We start from the raw sequence: 18207 nt of genomic DNA, 5'->3' as shown, positions 1-18207 counted from the left end.
TCTGCGTAGCAGGACGGGATTTATTTACACAGAGAGACACAAAGAAGTCACAAAGCTGCACGAAGAATAATAAAAAGTACTGTGTTACTTTGTGACTTCTTTGTGTGCCTTTGTGAAATAACCAGATTTTTAAGGAGCAAGCGATATATTTACCGTGACACCCGCCCGTGTATTTGTCATTGGTGCTGAAGAAGATATATAGGGTATTCTTCTTTGCTGATCAAAATAAAATTTAAGTTGTACGCGGTTGCTCAATACATAATCAATAGTAGGATTAATAGAAATTACTTTCTCTCCGCTTGTTGCAAAGGAATTTGCCTGGTCGAGCCTGCTGTTGGAAGTAATATTATCCTGTATACCAAAAGTTAAACCGATCTTCACATCACTCTCAGAACGTTTACCTGTAGAATCAGAACCCCTTCCTCCTTTCAAAAATCCAAACAGGTCTATATTAAACGGCAATGAAAATCCGCGTATGCGCCACGAACCGTTAAACCGGATTTCAGTAGAATGCATCTCTGTTAACTGGTAATCTATAAGGCTTAAACTTAAAGTTCTTCTTTTATTAAATTCAAATCCTAATGTAAGTTGATTAGTGAATGTTGCATCAATACCTGTAAGCGGTGCGAACTGTTCTTCAATAGTAATATTAGGAACAAGAAAATAGGGAATGAAATTATTTGAAACCGTATCAACGAATGAAGGGAAACCGAGATCCCACCTGTCCTGGAACAAGAGATTTGAATTAAAGGCATTCATGCTGAGCGTACTGTTGTACTTATGCCTTATTACAAGATTGGTAAATATTTTATCCAGAGGTTTCACTCTTGAAAGCCCGTTGTATTCCAGGCTCCAGTTTGGTTTAGGCAGGTAACCCGAGAAAGGGTTTGACCTTACATTCTGCCCCTTTGTCTTTAGCAATGCTATGCTGTTAGGATCTTTATTGGTATATGCTGCAACAAAAGAAGGTATCAATACATCCTGCGCATAACGACTATAGCCAAGATAATATCCGTCTGTGCCTTTTACCTGGCTGTAAGGGTTTTCCTTACCTAATCTTTCAGATAAAATAGCCCTGTTAGCCTGGAATTTCTGGAACGTTGCGCTCGCTACATTAGGGTCAACTTTTTTGAACATGGTTTGAAAAGCAATATAACTGATGCTGAAACCGCCTCCCGCATAAGGATTCAGATGTTCGAACTGACCGTTATTAGCAGTATCCTTAAACAACTCACTATAGGTTCTGCTGAATGTTTTTGTCATATTCAAGTCAATACGCAAATCTCTTACAGGCTCCAACTGCGCGTTCAGCGTGTATTGCTGGCTATAGGTTTGATTGATGAGGCTGCTTTGCAGGCTGTCGTTCGATATTAACCCTCTTTTTGCCGCCCTGTCGAGCCATGCAAAATCCGGTTGCTGCCCAAGCATAAACCCAATGCCCGGCGCTCCGCTGCGCCAGTTTTGCCCCAATACTTTTGTACTATCGGTATAGCCTGGTATAAATGTGGAAGATCCTTCACTATAAGTAAAGTTTGCTCTTTTTACAGAAGTAATAATTTTTCCAAACGCTTTTACAAAAGCATTCAGCTCAGGCAGGTCGTTGGGATCGCGTTTCTGCTTTACTTTTGAGGTATCGGATTTTGCATTCTGCTTAGCCGGTACCTGGGGCGGCTTGTTAGTATTACCGCCGGATTGCTGCTCCAAAGCACGTAATATCCTGAATTTACTATAGAGCCTGGTAAAATCAAAGTCAACGGTGGCGGCTTTTGCATTACTGTTTTGAATAGTATTACCTAAATTAATAGCGAGTCGTGAAGCACCAATCCAGCTATATGTTGTTTTGTAAGAAACGTTTGCGTTGATCCAGTCTGTTGCCGGTATTTTATTAGTAGGCAGGTTATATGTAAAATCGGCTCTTTGGTTAAACAATACATTTCTTCCTCCTTTAAAAAGATTTTTCCAAAGTGTATCTTTCTTGATCTTGGTATCTATTCTTCCGGCAGGCTCATCAATTCTTGCATTATTCAATGCTTCGTAATCAAAATTAAGCGAGCGTGTAATATCCCAGCGATAATTATAATGCCTGTCAAACGTAAAATACTTGTCGTATGTTTCGGGAATTTTATACGGGCTTGGCAGTGTGCCGGGCACATATACTTCCCGGGGGCGCAATGCACCAAACTGCCGGTTTAAATCCCAGCGTATATTGATAAGTGACGGTGTTAAATTAATATTGAAATCTCTTATCGCATCAAACCACGGAGATTTACCCTTTATTATTTTCTTAAATGGTTCAATCCATTTTGGCTGCCCGGTATAATTATACCCAACACCACCTTTGTATTTTTTTATTTCGTTATTCTCTATGGTAGGACTGTGCGATTTTACCGATGTATATGAATAACTGAAATCAAGATTAGATATACTCCAGAGCCTTTGTTTTTTTCCTTCCGGTAATACTTTTCGGACGTTGGTAAATGTAATTGTTTTTATGGTTGTGATATCAATGGCCGCATTGCGGATCGAATCGCGCTGATCACTATCTGCTGCACTGAGTTTATCTTTAAGTTTAATATCCTTATCATAAGGGTCGTATTCCGGCGTGCTGATTGTTTGTGAAACACCAGCATAGAATGGTATTTCTATACCTGTGCCGCGCGGCAACAGTTTACCCAGTTGCATATTGGCAGCGGCATCAAACTGAACAAAATTGTCACGCGCCCTTTCATTTACCCGCTGCTCCAATGTACCAAAACCGGCGGTATGCATATTACCCGAAAAGGTAAGCGTGCCCAGGTCGGCAAGCGCAATATCAATCCTGCCCAAAGCCGCATAACCTCCATGTTCATCAATCTCGGACAAGCGCAGTTCGTTTATCCACACTTCTGTACATACAGGAGTGCCGGTGCCATCGCCGGGATTTTCTATACCAACCAATATGCCTTTTACTTCACCAAAGTTGGGGCTGCCTATTACAGCGTATGTTCTTCCATCTACTACTTTTCTGTAAATATCATTGGGGTTAAACAGCTGCGTATTTCTTTCTGCTTTCAGCGTTTCCAAAACGGTAAGGCTAAAATCAAGATTATTTTCTTCCGGCCATATCTCCGTATCTACTGTAGCACCGGCAGCAGTTATTTTTAAAGGAATTTTTATTTCATAAAAGTTATTAATGAAATCATTACCTATTCTTATTACCGCGTTAATTCTACCATCAGAAAGAGCGGGTTGCCCACTTACACTTTCTGCATGAATAAACATCATCAGTTTGCGATACTGCCTTATGTCAAGATTCATTGTTTTGAAAACGCTCCTGCTTTCGCCATTCGGCAGGTTGCATATCTGCATATTCATTGATTGCTCATTCTGCAGAATATTAATACCGCCATTACTTAAAGACTGAACCCTTTCTATGCCCGGAGGCATGCGGTAAGGTATGGGCTGCCTGCGTTCGTTTTCTTCAATATTAACAGCTCCTACATTAAAGCTAACAGGATCGTTTGTGCTGATTGCTTTATATACACCGGTGGTATCAAGCTCATATCCGAATTTTCTCCATTGGTTTCTTACAAGATCGAGCTTTGCAAAACGCAATACTGTTGAATCTTCAAAACCCGTGAGGAACATACGTATGAACTGAATGGATTTAAAATCCGGTATGTTCCCAATTTTTTTATCATAGTTATTTATCGGGATACGGAACTGGTACCAAACCTGGTTTTCTGTTTGCCCGTTGGTTAATTTTACCGTGGTTTCTTTTCTGTCAACAATAAAATTTGTACCTATCTGCATCAGCGGATCATCCTTGGGTTTTATTTCTACACGGTACTGGAAATATTCTTCATTCTCATTAAGCGTATTATCCTTATTTAAATCTTCCGCATCAGGATACATGGTAGCAGAAGTTGACAGGCTTGATTCTGTAGACACCGGCGAATTGCCCTGCGGACTATTAAAATGCTTATAACGGCCCAATATACCTGTTCCTGCCTGGTCGTAAGTTGCATCACGATAGTAACGGAAATTATCTGAAGACGGATCCGCTGATGCAGCCTGGTAAGCCGGTGAGCCGCCTCCTACCTGAGCCTGGAGATTTTGTAAATATTGCGAATACCTGGTTTTTTCATCATCATCTCTCAATCCGTCAAACCCAACGTCCTGGTATGGTCTGTCGTCAGGATCATTACTGAAAGCCTGCGTTACCTGTATGGGATTTACCGGCACAGTGCCCCAAACAGAATTATCCGTTTGAGCAGGAATTTTTGGTGTAGGCAACCCATTTTCATAACCACGTTTACCATCTTTCAATATATCTTCCGACACATTACCGAGGTTAAAATACAATTGTCCACCTGCCGCGTTAGTATTTTTTATGAAGGGATCAAGCACCCAGAACTCTATGAATTCAACATTGTTTGTTTCAAAATCCGTTTGATCTATTGAACGCATCATTCCACCCCAGCGTTTTGCAGGATTAATGAGCCTGCCGTTTGCATCTATTCCTGTAGCATCATAGTTATACGGTCCGCGTTCTTTAGGGTAATAAGCAAGATCAAATGTCACCAGCTGGTTCAGTCCATACTCTGATGTGCGCAAGGGAAATATTTCAGATTGAGATACGGCGCGAACACGGGGGTCAGATAGTTCTTCTGTTTTTCCCTGTAAAGGATTGCTGGAATTTCTGCTTTCCTGCAAAATTGGTTCAATGTTATACCATGCTAATTTTGCCCTGTTCTTTCCATAGTCAAGATTATTGTATTGTGTTGCTTCAGGGAAAAGCACATTGCCATTTTTATCTGTTGCTCCCGAGGGTGTGCTTGCGAGCGCCCAACTGATTAAGGGAAATCTCAAATCAATATTAGCTCTAGTTCCTTCAAAGTCATCAACATAAATTAACCCTGCACTGCCTTTACCAATCTGGGGCGCATGACCAGGGATCATTTTTGCACCCTCACCAAAAGCCGTTATGGTTGATGTGCCGTTAGGCGTATAAAATGGCAAATGATCAAGCCACCTGTTTAACCGGGGCACTTCATTCTGGTAGCTAAAATCCACGCCAAGCATGGTATTCCTGATAGGATCTTCACCGTAGCCCATTTTGGTAAAATAAGGCCGTTCACTTAATCTTACCGCAGTTGCACCAAGCGTCAAATGCTTATTGGCTAAATAATCAAGGCGAAGACCCATATAGTTTCGCTGCTGCATTCCGAAAGTAGCCTGGTTTTCAAACTGAACATTTACAGGAATGCCGGAGGTAAGTATAGCCTGGTTGATGATGCGAACCGTACCGGATATGTAGTTAATATCATAGTCAACGCCTTCTGTTAAAGTACGGCCTCCGGCTGTAACCGTTACAGAACCCTGGGGCACGTTTACGGCATTCAAAGAAATTTCAGCCTGTCCTGTTGCAGAAGCTTTAGCGGTTCCGCGCATTACAAAGCGGTCGAGGTTTGCATAAGTTTGCGCTATGGCTTTAATAGTATCGTACAGTTGCAGATAAAGATACTTTTGCTGCAACGCAGGATCTGTAAATGCAAAAGCAAGGTCCCGCCCAAAAGGTTCCAGCACCGGGAAAATAATCTGTGCCTTATCAGACTTCACTGTATAACCTTCCACAAAATCAAAAACACCATCAGGCTGGGGATCGTTTTGGTTATTCAGCCTGTCAAGGTTAAGCAGCGTAAGCAAGGGCACACCAGCCTGGTCTCCTTCGGGGAGATATCTTTTTTGCCCGCCGCCGGGTTCATCATACATCACATTTAATTGAAAATCAGTACGCTCAAGCCCTGAAAGATAGTCTCCGTTATCGCTTTTAAGGGTATAAATATTTTTCATCATCAAATCCCATATAGGCAATTGAGTTCGGGCTGATGTAGCTTTTAACAGCTTAAGAAATAATACTTTTTGTACGCCTGAAGATGAATCAACAGGGACATCCTGCGAAAATTCCCCCACCTGGTAAACTCTTCCATTATAAGTGTATTGAAATGCCACACCCAATACTTCATTAGCCTGCAGCGCGGCATTTAAGGAAAGATATCCTAATTGCGGGTTATAAGAATATTGTGTGGAATCGAGCTTGTGGGCAAAGGTTTTTTCAAAGTCCTGCACCTGCCTCAAACCCATACCGGTAAGGTTTCCAACAACCAGTGACGGGCTTCTGTTTGATGAATTGGAAATGATCTGGCGGTACAGGGAGTTAGCATCGTTGCGCGGAAGATCGCGTTCATTACCCGTTCCGCCCCAGGCCCCATAAGGCACAGGTTCGCCCATATCCATTAAGCCAACAATATCTCTTGTATCGGTTGTTATTCCGGTTCCGGTTCTGTTGGTAACCCACACTTCCATACGCATAATCTGCACCCGGGATGATACCACCGGGATATTTTTCATTGACTCATTGTATGTTTTATTGAAATACTGAGCCAGCAGGAAGTTGCGGTTCTCATCATAATCATTTGCCCTTACTGAAACCTGCGATGTGGAAGCACCACCCTGCAGGGAGCGTGATTGCCGTTGTGATTTTTGGGTTGCAAAAACGCCCGTCACCCAAAGCTTGCCAAACTGCAGTTGGGTTTTGATACCAAAAAGAGACTGCGCCCCGGGAATTAGTGTTCCTTTTGAAGCAAAGCTGGTATTACCCAGTTCAATTTTTTTGATAATATCATCCGGTTTACCGGTATACTCAAGCTTTAATTGATTTTGAAAATCGAAAGTGGATTGCGTGTTATAAGATATTGGCAGCTTTACTTTATCTCCAATGTTTGCAATTACATTAAGATTGGCAGCCATATCAAAATCAAAGCCGCCGTTTTTTCTCGCTCTTTCAGGAAGCGTTGGGTTTTTTACATTCTGCCCCTGGTACCCTGCGGTAATGGCCACATTACCCTGAGGTCGTATATCTACTTTACCTGTACCAAAAAGCCTGTTAAACAAATCGTCTGTAGCAGTAAGTTTCGGCTTTAATAAGCTTTGGTTCATCAGGCTTATGGTATTGGCACGCTGCCTGAAATATTCATCTTCCTGTTTTTTTGCCTGTATCCTGTTAAACTCTTCAAATGTAAGGGAAGTAGGTTTCCGGTAATACTTATTACCTATTTTTTCAATAATGTAGTATTGCTTTGTTTTAGGGTCATATATGATAGAATCCTGGATGTTGGAAGGATCCTTAAGATCGAAAATATTCCGGTTTTCAGCAGTAAATTTATCTGTACGCCTGTCTGCGATAGGGTATTTTAAGGTATCCTGCTGTTGGGTGCTGTCTCCTGAGGCCGGTAGAGTGGTGTCGCGCTGCTGAAAGTGGTTATATGTTCGCAATAATCCTGCCTGCACGGTAGAGCAGTATAAAAATACTACTACCATGCACAACGTTGCACGAAAAATATTCAGAGACGACAAAGTCAATTTTCCCTTGTTGTTTGTTGGGTAGATTTTTTCTCAAATAAGCTGTAATGCTTTTTTAATTAAAGTTTCCAAAGTTTCAGCAGAGGGGGCGGATGCGGAGGCTTTTTTCACAGCATTTTCTGCCATATTCCGGGCAATGCCCAAAGCCACCAATGCATTTAACGCATCCTGTTCCAAAGTATTGTTTATTAATGAAGAACTAACTGTTTCCGGTGCATGCCTGCCTATTTTATCTTTCAGTTCCAGCACAATTCTTTCAGCAGATTTTTTCCCTATTCCTTTTATCTTCTCCAGTTTATACGTATCTCCTGTTATGATCGCCCTGGTCAGTTCATCAGGCTGCATGGCCGAAAGCATCATTCTTGCTGTTGATGTTCCTATACCATTTACACTAATCAGTTGTAAAAATATATTTTTTTCGGGCATATCAAAAAAGCCATATAATGTATGACTGTCTTCTTTTATATTAAGCCAGGTATATAAAGAGCCTTTTTCGAGATGCTGAATTTTTGAATAGGTATGCAGGCTTATCTGTACCTCATACCCTATCCCATGAACATCTACATGCACTACTGCGGGAGATTTATACACAAAATTACCGGTTACAAAAGCTATCATCTGATCTGTAAAATTGACAAAGATAAAGGATGTGCTTTCAGAAAGCCACGATATGTCCAAATTTCGCACCAGAAAAATGGAGGGGGGCGGTGAGCTATGGGCAGTGGGCTATGAACTGCCAAACGCCCATAGCCGATAGCTCACAGCCCATTGCCCACCGCTGATAGCCTATAGCTGAAACCTACTACCGTGATTTATTCCGATAATTGTATTTTCGTGCCCAATTTGAAACTTCAAAATAAGATGAGCTCAAAAATAAGTGCTGCTATTACAGCCGTTGGTGGATATGTTCCCGAATATAAACTTACCAATTCTGAACTGGAGAAATTGGTAGATACCAATGACGAATGGATAAGGACCAGAACCGGTATATCTGAAAGAAGGATTTTGAAAGGCGAAGGATTGGCAACTTCTGATATGGTTGTTCCGGCAGTGCAGGAGATTCTGGATAAAAAGCAAATGAGTGCAGATGAAATAGACTGCCTGATCGTTGGAACTGTTACGCCGGATATGGTATTTCCGTCAACAGCTAATATAGCCTGTCATAAGCTTGGGGCTAAAAATGCCTGGGGATTTGATCTTGCCGCCGCCTGTAGTGGTTTTTTATACGCACTTACCACGGGAGCATCTCTTATTGAAAGTGGAAGATGTAAAAAAGTAATTGTTGCCGGCGCTGATAAGATGAGCGCTATTGTAGATTACAGCGACAGAACTACCTGTATTATTTTTGGTGATGGAGCCGGTGCTGTTTTACTTGAGCCGAATACAGAGGGTTATGGTATAAAAGACAGCATTTTGAAAAGCGATGGCGCAGGCGGTCACCATCTTCACATGAAAGCGGGCGGCTCCTTAAAACCTGCATCTATAGCGTCTGTAACAAATAAAGAACATTTTATTTACCAGGAAGGGCAGGCTGTGTTTAAACACGCAGTCAAGGATATGGCTGATGTTAGCTATGAATTGCTGCAACGCAATAATCTCACAGGCGATGATATTGCCTGGCTGGTACCACACCAGGCTAATAAAAGAATTATTGATGCCACCGCAAACCGTATTGGATTACCACATGAAAAAGTAATGCTGAATATCCAACGATATGGCAATACTACGGCAGGCACCCTTCCTCTTTGTTTGTGGGACTGGCAGGAAAAGTTAAAAAAAGGAGATAATCTTGTACTGGCTGCTTTTGGTGGTGGTTTTACCTGGGGCGCAACGCTGATTAAATGGGGGTATTAAATACAGCTTCGCAAGTCCAATTTGATCTTTGACACCCGGCTTTTCACAAAGATTAATTTGTTTTACATCCAAAATGACAAATGACCTAATACTAAGTAATGTTGCCAAACATATAACACTCGAAAAGAGTGAGGTCAACTATTTCATTTCACTTCTCGTATCTAAAAAAATTCCAAGAAAAACTGTTCTTTTAAAAGAAGGATATGTATGCAATTATTTGAATTACGTTCATTCAGGCGTTCTGCGTGCCTATCATATAGACAAAGAGGGCAAAGAATCAACAATCATGTTTGCTGTTTCGGATTGGTGGGTGACAGACATGTACTGCTTTTTAAATCATAAACCTGCCATGGTGTACATAGAAGCCATTACCGATAGTTGTATTTTTCAAATTACCAGGGGTAACCTGAAAAAACTGTTTTTTAATGTTCCTAAATTTGAACGATTTTTTAGAATACTTATGCAGAACGCGTATACAAGAGAGCAACTGCGTATTATTGAAAATCTTTCTTTACCTGCAGAAGAACGATATGAAAATTTCCTGAAAAAGTATCCGTATATGGCAGAAGCGCTTACGCAAAAGCAAATCGCTTCTTATTTAGGCATTACACCCGAATTTTTAAGCGTCATACGAAAGCAAAAAAAGGGAAAACGGATTTCTTAATCTACTTTAATTTTTATTCCCCCGGCTTGTTCGTTCTTTACAAAAAAATTATATGCTTATATTAATAGCAGGACCGTATAGAACCGGCACTAATGATGACCCTGAGCTAATGCAAAAAAATTTAGATCATCTTCAATCTGTCGCGCTGCCATTGTTCAAAAAGGGGCATATACCTATGATTGGCGAATGGATTGCTTTGCCTTTAATTAAACTGGCAGGTTCTGATAAACCCGGCGATAAAGCCTGGGAAGAGATTCAATACCCTGTTGCTCACAGGCTTCTTCAAAAATGCGACGCTATTCTTCGGTTAGAAGGCGTATCTAAAGGCGCTGATGAAGATATAAGAACAACTAAAGAAAAAGGGTTACCTGTTTACTATCGTTTAGAAGATATACCCTATGCCAACAAAGATTAAACTAAAAAAAGCAGAAACCCTTTCAGATAACTGGTATATCTTAAAAAAGGTAACTTATGATTATTTGAAGAAAGACGGTTCATGGCAAACACAAAGCAGAGAAGTTTACGACAGGGGAAATGGGGCCACGATTTTGCTCTACAACAAAGATTTTAAAACAGTGGTTCTTACGAGGCAGTTCAGGATACCAACTTTCCTCAACGGCAACGAAACCAGAATACTGATTGAAAGTTGCGCAGGCTTATTGGATAAAGACAGCGCGGAAAATTGTATTAAAAGAGAAACAGAAAAAGAAACAGGTTACAAGATTTCTTGCGTAAGAAAAATATTTGAAGCCTATATGTCACCAGGCTCTGTAACCGAAATTTTATATTTCTTTATAGCTGAATATTCACACAACATGAAAGTAAGCAATGGAGGTGGTGTAGAAGATGAACAGGAAGATATTGAAGTTCTTGAAATTAACTTTAACACTGCATTGGAAATGATTGAAACAGGTGAGATAAAAGATGGATAAACAATCATGCTTTTACAGTGTCCTTCGATTAAAGCATCTTTTATAATATTATACCTGTTCCTACACAATCACTTTATATTACCTGAAGCTGTTCCTGATTTTCTCCATCAGGTTTATCTCAATAATTTTTTGAGAAAGCAATATCATATTCTTAAAAGCAGGTCCGTGTGAAATACCATGACCAATGATAACCGGTTTATTTACACCCAATACAGGCACTCCACCATACTGTTCAAAATCAAACCGATCAAGATATTCATCTTTAATATTGCGGCGTTTGGCAATATCATGTATGCTTTCTGCCATCTTCAGCATTATATTACCGGTGAATCCTTCGCAAACAATTACATCAGCCTTATCCAAGAACACATCCCGTCCTTCAACATTTCCAATAAAGTTTATTTCCTTATTTTCCTTTAAAAGCGGGTATGTGGCTTGTGCCAGTATATTTCCTTTTCCTTCTTCTTCTCCAATATTCAGTAAAGCAACCTTAGGGTTCTCAATACGCCATACGTGCTGAACAAATAATGAACCAAGCAAAGCAAACTGAACCAGGTTTTCAGGCTTGCAATCCGCGTTAATCCCCGCATCTAGCAATAAGCCTAATCTGCCGTTTTCGCGTGGTAAATATGTGCCGATTGTCGGCCGGCTTACGCCTTCCATTGGCTTGATACTATATAATGCTCCTACCAGCATTGCGCCGGTATTGCCTGCACTTATAAATGCATCAGCCTTACCGGTTGCCAATAAATGAAAGCCAATAGCAACAGAAGACTGCTGCTTTTCTTTTAAAGCTTTTGTTGGATGCTCATGCATATCTATTACCTGCGGGGCATGAACAACAGTAAAGTTTTTGGAATAATTTGAAAGGTGCTCGGCTATGAGTGAGTGCAGTTTTGCTTCATCACCAACCAGTATAAGGTTTGCCGGGCTTTCCGTAGCTGATAAATACGCTTTAACGCCGAGTATAGCTTCTGCGGGGGCATAATCACCGCCCATTACATCTAAGGCAATGTTCATGCAGCAAATTTGGGAAAAATCTATTCCCAAATCCAAATAATTTTTCATCATTCAGATTTGGGAATAATATTAATTGGGGAATAAATTATTTAATAGGAGAATTCTCCGCTACAACCTTTCCTTTGTAATATAACTTTCCTTCACTTACATGCGCACGATGGCGTACATGAGTTTCGCCTGTAGCGCTGTCTTTGCTTAATGTCACGGTCTCAGCTATATAATGCGTTCTTCTTTTTGCACTGCGCTGCTGAGAGTGTCTGCGTTTTGGATTTGGCATAACACTGATTTTTAATTGTTTCTGAATTTATCCAGACCTTTCCAGATCGGGTTCTCGTTTTCTTTTTTTGTTTGGTTCAATTTTTTGAGCATATCAAGCGCTTCCTGGTTACATCCGGAACTGCCATCCGGTTTCTCAGGACAGGTGCGTTGCAAAGGTATGCTCAGGTTTATGAACTCGTATAACCAGGCCTTTACATCTATATGACTTTCCGTTCTTGAGATATAAAACACGTCAGGATCTTCCTCATCGGCGTTCATCTCATCAGGATTATCAACCATTTTCACCAGCATTTCAAAATCATCCCACAAATGCTTTTCAAGGGTATTGCCGCATAAATCGCACTGTAATTTTACGGAACCTCCTACCTCAAACTTCAGCATAAGAAAGGATTGTTTCTTATCAAGTATAAGTTTTACGGTTACCTGCGGATCTGTAAAATCCCTGGATGTATTATCTGCAAAGAACTTTTCATCTACCTCGTAAACAAACTCATGCTTGCCCGGTTTAAGCCCCACAAAAGCAATCTCGTATGCTCTCCGGTTTGCCATGCTTTTTGTTTTAAGGTTTGCAAAGGTAAGGGAATTCTGTAAAGTTTTTTAAAGAAAATGAGGTGTTTGCTTAATAGTCACCAGTGATTATATTATCTCGTTTAAAATCAATAAATTATATTGGAAATGCGTATTGGAAAGAGGCTGTATATAAGCACTTTCTGCATCAATAAAATACCAACCCGGCTCTAAATACACCAGCATCCTGTTTTACTGTTGTAAATTTGCGCAATTTTAAAATTAATTATGAAGATCCCCAAAGGACTTTTACCTGTTTGCGCTTTATTTTTGGTGTTAAGCATTATTATCTTCTTATCCAGGAATGCTCTTGAAAAATATGGGATGGATGTAAATGTGCTTATCTGGGGTAATGTGTTTCTGTTTTTACTTGGCTGCATATCTTTTTTTATACAACAAAGCGCCCTGCGATCAGGCTCACCGCAGGTTTTTACCAGGTATTTTTATTTGTCGTTTGTTGTAAAGTTCATATTAGTAGCTGTTACCGTTTTGCTTTATTCATTAAATACTCCAAAGGTCAATAAAGCATCGGTGTTGGTTTGTATGGTATTATACCTGGTATATGTGTTTATTGAGCTTTCCTTTGTTCTTAAATCTGTTCGCAAAAAATAATGAGTAAGCAGGAGGCGCCATTAGTAACCTTACAATCTTTTCTGCCACAGGGTTCTTACGAACCGGTGATGGAATACCTGCATCAATACAAAGTTCATCTCACCATTACCCGCGAAAGAAAAACTGTGCTTGGCGATTACCGTTTTGCGGTAAATGGTAAAAATCATCGCATAAGCGTAAACGGTAATCTTAATAAATATGCTTTTCTGATAACCCTTTTGCACGAGCTGGCTCACCTGGTGGCTTTTATCAGGCACGGCAACCGTATAGCATCTCATGGCAGGGAATGGAAAGCAACATATGGTGAAATATTAAACCGCTTTGTTTTGCTTAAGATTTTCCCTGCAGATGTTGAGCAGGAAATAAAAATATCCATGAAGAACCCGGCGGCAGGCAGTTGTGCTGAAGATGGTTTGCTCAGGGTATTGCGTAACCATGATGATATAAAAAAGGGGGACAAGCTGGTGGAAGAAATTGAACCCGGCAGCTTATTCCGCACAGAGGATGGACGGGTATTTAAAAGAGGAGACCAGTTACGGAAACGCATCAGGTGCCTGGAAATAAAAACGGGCAGAATGTTTTTATTCAGCCCGGTTTACGAGGTAATGCCTGTTAGTCAGGTATAGTGTACGGATTATAACTATATTTTTTGAAGCGTAATGGTATATGTGCCTGAAAATGATCCCGCTGTTAATGGATAGGAAACCTTTAGGGTGGTTTTATCAACCGATATAATTGTGATCGTAAAAGCATCTCCCGAAGCGGGCGTAAACTGAATCTTGGTTTCATTTTCAATTAAAGCCCATGTGCCTGTGCTTGCATAACTGTCATCACATACTACATCACTTTCATCAATAATAAAATTGTCATCAGCCTTCATGGTAAAAATATTATCCTTGAAGCATTCGATTTGAGGTACAGGTAAGCTAATAACGCTTATACCTTCAGCGGTTTGTATATCAGTTATTTTCCAGCTGTTTGACAGCAATTCTTTTTTGGTAGGCTCTGGCGTATCTTCATTTTTGTCTTTTTTGCACGATATTGCAAAAAGAGATAAAACAATAACAAAAACACTGATTAATTTAAAATAAGGAGTGGTAAACTTTTGCATAAAAATGGTTTGCTGAAGTGGATAATGCTATCTTTTCGGGAGAAGGATGGTGCAAATATACGGAGATAGATTAACCCAGCATAGCCATAACTGCATAAAGCATAAAATAACTTACGGCAACAAAAAGGAAAAAGAATTTATCTGCATTTTTCATTTGTAAAAGAATTGATGCAAACCAAACGCAATGCAGGAATGAATGTTGTATAATTATCTCAATTTTCTGTGAATGGCAGTAAACTAACGGATAAGTGTAGTTGTACCTTTTAAATTAAACACTTTCCTGGTATCCTTATGTATATAGTAGAGCGTCCACACATAGGTGCCGGTTCTTTGCGGCTGACCGTTAAAAGTACCGTCCCATTTTTTAAACCGGTCTGTAGTTTCAAATACTTTCTGCCCGTATACATTGTATACCCGGAACATGAGATCCTCAGCTTTATAGGCGTTTAACGGGTATAAATAATCATTGAGATAGTCATTGTTGGGAGAAAAGGCGGATGGGATAGCAACAAAACAACTACTTACTACATTTACGGTTTTGGTTATCTGCGCCGGGCACCCTATACTATCCACTATATTAAGCGTTATTGTATACAACCTGTCAGTAAGCGGTGGCGGGTATTGTTGCACCGGTGGAACCGCAGCGATGCTTCTTGTACCATTACCAAAATTCCAGTTCCATGAAGCTATTTTACCAATGCTGACATCCTTAAATACAGCGCTGTCATTAGGGCAAATAAATTCAGGCGCCTCAAAGTCGGCTTTTAATGCATTGTCAAGCAAAATATCTGCTGAAGCGGTATCACTGCAAACTCCATTTGATACAATCAGTGCGGCCTTTTTTTCTCCAAATGCAGTATATACTTTTTGAGGAAACTGGCTACCTGAAGCTGTTCCATCTTCGAATGACCAGTTCCAATTGTTTATATCATTGCCGCCCGGGTGAGAAAACCTGATGGTATCAACTCCGCATCCCCAAAGTATATTATAGTTAAAATCAGCGGATACCGTATCCAAAGTATTAAACATTACTTTTTGCCCGGCAGGAGTCATTTCCCCACATTCATCTATTATAGTATTGCCATCGGTTCCTGCTTTTAAGGTAATAGTATAATTACCTTTTACCGTTAAGGGTTGTGAAAGCTTTACGTAAATTATTCCTGTGCGGTTATCGTCATTGCAATCGCCGTATGCGCTAACAACAACAGCAGGCGATGTTCCTGATATTAAAAAATCACTACCGTCTTTTGCAATAGAATTGCATCTTATATTTTTCTTAAATACCAATTGTAATACATCGGGTGCACATGCAACAGGTGCTATGCTATCCATAGGCGTAGGAGCAACGGGTTCAACAGTAAAATCAATTGTTGTGTTCTCTGCAATACTTCTGTCGCAATTATCCATTAAAGTATTTCCGTCAGATCCTTTTTGTATTACAAGTGTATAAGTTGCCGGTGGTAGCGGGTTATTAAGGCTGATGATCACTGAATCCATATCAAATGAAGCTGAACATGCAGGAGCAGACGCGCCGGTTATACCGGCAATAGGCGTGGCTAAACGAAAATCGCTTCCGTTTGATGCAAGGGTTTTGCATTGCATCTTTTTGTTCAATTTTAAGATTATGCTGCTTCCGTCACAATAAGCCCGAGCACTTTCCAGCGCGGGTTCTTTAGGATCCGTAATATTTGCCGTGCCGCCGTTAAAGCTTAAAGTATACCCACTTTGATTGCTGGCTGTAAAATGGCTGATCAGTAACAGGTATTGATGACCTGCAATAAGGGCAGGCATTCTGCTTGTATTAGGATAGGCAAACCCTGCACAATTGGTAAGCGCATTGGCATTCGCAGCAGTACCTGTTGCTCCGGGTACAGCCGACCAGTTACTTGCTACATACAGGTTACTCCTGGTATATACGTCTTCAGGCTTATTAAAAGTAATATCAAATATTTGCCAGTCATAATCGTCTGAAAGTGTTAAAGGAGTTATTGTAAAACCAAGCGTACCGGAAGCAAAACAGGTAAACTTATACCAATATGGATTTAAATCACCATAAGCTGCACCATCATTTCCACACCCTGGCACAGGTATGCTGCGTCCTCCGCATGCAGGAACGGTTTGTTGTGTAAAGGTAGATGTACCGCAAACAGGGAAGGCTGAACCCGGGGTTTGTCCAAGAGCACTACAAGCTGCTTGTGCATATATTACAACATTACAAGAAAACAAACATACCAACAGTATACAAACGCGTTTTCCGGGCATAATTACTTTAAAATGCTTACTATAATAGATTTGCAATTTAGCATTTGATAAGTATTAAATACAGAACGTTGCATAGGTATATCATTTTAAATGCCCGGGGTAACAAATATCAATTTCGAAGTTCTTTTACAGGTGTAACAGCGATTAGTGTTGAATTAATTTGGCAGTTATATTTTGGTTTGTATTTTTACTTCAGGACAAGTACGGGTAATAATCAAACTTGAGAAATGATAGATGGAAAAAGGATTCATGGTCTTGATGCGTTGAGAGCTGTAGCCATGTTATTGGGAATACTATTGCATGCTACTATTGCATACAGGGTAGAAAATGCCTTCTACTGGGTTCATGATAATGGGTACAATAATATTTCGTTTGATTTTGTTTACTTTTTTATTCACTCATTCAGGATGCCTTTATTTTTTCTTATAGCAGGTTTCTTTTGCAGATTTCTCTATAACAGAAAAAGCGAAAAAAAGTTCATTAAAAACCGGTGGACAAGAGTTGGTTTACCTTTTATAGCAGGGGTTATTCTTATTGTGCCGCTCACAATGTTTCCATTCAGGGTTTATGAAGCAGTTTTCAAATCACATTTACCCTGGAATGAAGCTTACAGGAAAAGTTTTTATCAGATGTTTGGCAGAAACGGGCTGGCACATTTATGGTTCCTTTATGATTTGATGATGTTTTATGCTGTAGTAATCGTATTGAAGAGAGCCTGCCGGTTTTCTCCGGTTGCCGCTTTTTTTAAAAAATTTTCCAACTGGTGGAATAAGCAAAATTTAAATAATATTTATTGGATACTTATATTCAGCATAAGCATATTTCTTATTCTGATAAAAGAAACAAGATTATTTATACTGGCAGACACCAGTGTGATTCCTGAACATATTTCATATTTGTTCTTTTACGGGTATTTTTTTACCACAGGATGGCTTTTTCATAAGCGAACAGATGTATTTCAGATTTTAATAAAGAATTACTTAAAACTACTAATACCGGGTGTGCTAATTTGCATAGGACTATTTTATATTGAAGCAGCCGAGCGCTTGAATAATAATCTGAGCATATATTTTACAGGTAAATTCTTAGCTGGATTGGTAATTGTACTTTTTACATTAGGATTTATCGGGTTTTTTCTTCGCTTTTTCTATAAGGAAAATAAAACATGGAGGTATATTTCAGACGCCTCTTATTGGGCATACCTTATTCATATGGGGTTTGTAACCGCTATTCAACTATATTTTATCGATAGTAATATGCCCGGGATTTTGAGATTTTGCTTTTCATTTATAATTCCGCTATTAATCTCTTTTGCCACTTATCATTGGTTTGTCAGATATACTTTTATAGGAAATATGCTTCATGGCAAAAGAGAAAAACAAATAATTGACAATCAATCTAATATGAGAAATTAATATATGTTTACCTATATGAGTTGCATTATAAAGAATTGTTTTTTATCTTGCACCCCTACTTTAGAAAGATTTTTATCGTATTTCTAA

The 18207-nt window shown here is 39.8% G+C and carries 14 protein-coding genes; 7 read left to right on the top strand and 7 right to left on the bottom strand.

What is annotated here, in order from left to right; genetic code table 11:
- Positions 1-129: 129 nt before the first annotated feature.
- Together sprA and ruvA are read right to left on the bottom strand one after the other, a co-directional pair.
- Complete coding sequence (gene sprA, locus DC498_RS05595) at positions 130-7362, bottom strand: T9SS outer membrane translocon Sov/SprA (RefSeq protein WP_116873157.1); 7233 nt, start codon at positions 7360-7362, stop codon at positions 130-132.
- A gap of 75 nt (positions 7363-7437) precedes the next feature.
- On the bottom strand, positions 7438-8022 hold the full coding sequence (gene ruvA, locus DC498_RS05590; protein WP_116873156.1) for a Holliday junction branch migration protein RuvA: 585 nt from the start codon (positions 8020-8022) through the stop codon (positions 7438-7440).
- A 243-nt stretch (positions 8023-8265) separates the two neighbouring features.
- On the opposite strand from ruvA, the gene DC498_RS05585 reads away from it, so the two are divergent.
- From DC498_RS05585 to nudK, 4 genes are all read left to right on the top strand, one after another.
- The gene (locus DC498_RS05585) at positions 8266-9258 is read left to right on the top strand and encodes a beta-ketoacyl-ACP synthase III (RefSeq protein ID WP_116873155.1); all 993 of its coding nucleotides are present in this window, start codon (positions 8266-8268) and stop codon (positions 9256-9258) included.
- A 73-nt stretch (positions 9259-9331) separates the two neighbouring features.
- Positions 9332-9922 carry a Crp/Fnr family transcriptional regulator gene (locus tag DC498_RS05580; protein WP_116873154.1) on the top strand — a complete coding sequence of 197 codons (591 nt, stop codon included), beginning with the start codon at positions 9332-9334 and terminating at the stop codon, positions 9920-9922.
- A 52-nt stretch (positions 9923-9974) separates the two neighbouring features.
- On the top strand, positions 9975-10337 hold the full coding sequence (locus tag DC498_RS05575; RefSeq protein ID WP_116873153.1) for a DUF4406 domain-containing protein: 363 nt from the start codon (positions 9975-9977) through the stop codon (positions 10335-10337).
- Positions 10321-10854 (top strand): GDP-mannose pyrophosphatase NudK, encoded by a 534-nt coding sequence (gene nudK / locus DC498_RS05570; protein WP_116873152.1) that lies wholly within the window; start codon positions 10321-10323, stop codon positions 10852-10854. The genes DC498_RS05575 and nudK overlap by 17 nt, the downstream gene beginning before the upstream one ends.
- A gap of 78 nt (positions 10855-10932) precedes the next feature.
- Here the strand turns inward: nudK and plsX are convergent, their stop codons facing one another.
- The 3 genes from plsX to DC498_RS05555 all read right to left on the bottom strand — a co-directional run bounded on the left by plsX (position 10933) and on the right by DC498_RS05555 (position 12702).
- Complete coding sequence (gene plsX / locus DC498_RS05565; RefSeq protein WP_116873151.1) at positions 10933-11874, bottom strand: phosphate acyltransferase PlsX; 942 nt, start codon at positions 11872-11874, stop codon at positions 10933-10935.
- Between the two features lie 85 nt (positions 11875-11959).
- A complete protein-coding gene (rpmF, locus tag DC498_RS05560; RefSeq protein ID WP_116873150.1) occupies positions 11960-12151 on the bottom strand; it encodes a 50S ribosomal protein L32 in 192 nt (63 codons plus the stop codon).
- Positions 12152-12162: 11 nt separating this feature from the next.
- Positions 12163-12702, bottom strand: coding sequence for a YceD family protein (locus tag DC498_RS05555; protein WP_116873149.1), 540 nt, complete (start codon positions 12700-12702; stop codon positions 12163-12165).
- A 246-nt stretch (positions 12703-12948) separates the two neighbouring features.
- Between DC498_RS05555 and DC498_RS05550 the strand changes: the two genes are divergently transcribed.
- Positions 12949-13332: a hypothetical protein gene (locus tag DC498_RS05550; protein ID WP_116873148.1), complete on the top strand. Its 384-nt coding sequence runs from the start codon at positions 12949-12951 to the stop codon at positions 13330-13332.
- Positions 13332-13958 carry a SprT-like domain-containing protein gene (locus tag DC498_RS05545; protein WP_116873147.1) on the top strand — a complete coding sequence of 209 codons (627 nt, stop codon included), beginning with the start codon at positions 13332-13334 and terminating at the stop codon, positions 13956-13958. The genes DC498_RS05550 and DC498_RS05545 overlap by 1 nt, the downstream gene beginning before the upstream one ends.
- A 14-nt stretch (positions 13959-13972) precedes the next feature.
- Here the strand turns inward: DC498_RS05545 and DC498_RS05540 are convergent, their stop codons facing one another.
- Both DC498_RS05540 and DC498_RS05535 read right to left on the bottom strand, forming a co-directional pair.
- On the bottom strand, positions 13973-14443 hold the full coding sequence (locus DC498_RS05540) for a lipocalin family protein (protein WP_116873146.1): 471 nt from the start codon (positions 14441-14443) through the stop codon (positions 13973-13975).
- A gap of 237 nt (positions 14444-14680) precedes the next feature.
- Complete coding sequence (locus DC498_RS05535) at positions 14681-16705, bottom strand: PKD domain-containing protein (protein WP_116873145.1); 2025 nt, start codon at positions 16703-16705, stop codon at positions 14681-14683.
- 227 nt (positions 16706-16932) lie between these two features.
- On the opposite strand from DC498_RS05535, the gene DC498_RS05530 reads away from it, so the two are divergent.
- Positions 16933-18120 carry an acyltransferase family protein gene (locus DC498_RS05530; protein WP_116873144.1) on the top strand — a complete coding sequence of 396 codons (1188 nt, stop codon included), beginning with the start codon at positions 16933-16935 and terminating at the stop codon, positions 18118-18120.
- Positions 18121-18207: the final 87 nt, after the last annotated feature.

It is taken from the genome of Terrimonas sp. (genome assembly GCF_003075435.1).
Taxonomy (GTDB): Bacteria; Bacteroidota; Bacteroidia; order Chitinophagales; family Chitinophagaceae; genus Agriterribacter.
The sequence above is the reverse complement of the archived record's forward strand: the minus strand, read 5'-3'. Positions and strand labels throughout refer to the sequence as shown.

Coding starts and splice junctions, on each gene's coding strand:
- DC498_RS05580 (WP_116873154.1), top strand. CDS start 9,332: ATGACAAATGACCTAATACTAAGTAATGTTGCCAAACATATAACACTC.
- DC498_RS05555 (WP_116873149.1), bottom strand. CDS start 12,702: ATGGCAAACCGGAGAGCATACGAGATTGCTTTTGTGGGGCTTAAACCG.
- DC498_RS05550 (WP_116873148.1), top strand. CDS start 12,949: ATGAAGATCCCCAAAGGACTTTTACCTGTTTGCGCTTTATTTTTGGTG.
- DC498_RS05540 (WP_116873146.1), bottom strand. CDS start 14,443: ATGCAAAAGTTTACCACTCCTTATTTTAAATTAATCAGTGTTTTTGTT.
- DC498_RS05545 (WP_116873147.1), top strand. CDS start 13,332: ATGAGTAAGCAGGAGGCGCCATTAGTAACCTTACAATCTTTTCTGCCA.
- rpmF (WP_116873150.1), bottom strand. CDS start 12,151: ATGCCAAATCCAAAACGCAGACACTCTCAGCAGCGCAGTGCAAAAAGA.
- DC498_RS05575 (WP_116873153.1), top strand. CDS start 9,975: ATGCTTATATTAATAGCAGGACCGTATAGAACCGGCACTAATGATGAC.
- DC498_RS05530 (WP_116873144.1), top strand. CDS start 16,933: ATGATAGATGGAAAAAGGATTCATGGTCTTGATGCGTTGAGAGCTGTA.
- sprA (WP_116873157.1), bottom strand. CDS start 7,362: ATGGTAGTAGTATTTTTATACTGCTCTACCGTGCAGGCAGGATTATTG.
- DC498_RS05585 (WP_116873155.1), top strand. CDS start 8,266: ATGAGCTCAAAAATAAGTGCTGCTATTACAGCCGTTGGTGGATATGTT.
- nudK (WP_116873152.1), top strand. CDS start 10,321: ATGCCAACAAAGATTAAACTAAAAAAAGCAGAAACCCTTTCAGATAAC.
- DC498_RS05535 (WP_116873145.1), bottom strand. CDS start 16,705: ATGCCCGGAAAACGCGTTTGTATACTGTTGGTATGTTTGTTTTCTTGT.
- plsX (WP_116873151.1), bottom strand. CDS start 11,874: ATGAACATTGCCTTAGATGTAATGGGCGGTGATTATGCCCCCGCAGAA.
- ruvA (WP_116873156.1), bottom strand. CDS start 8,022: ATGATAGCTTTTGTAACCGGTAATTTTGTGTATAAATCTCCCGCAGTA.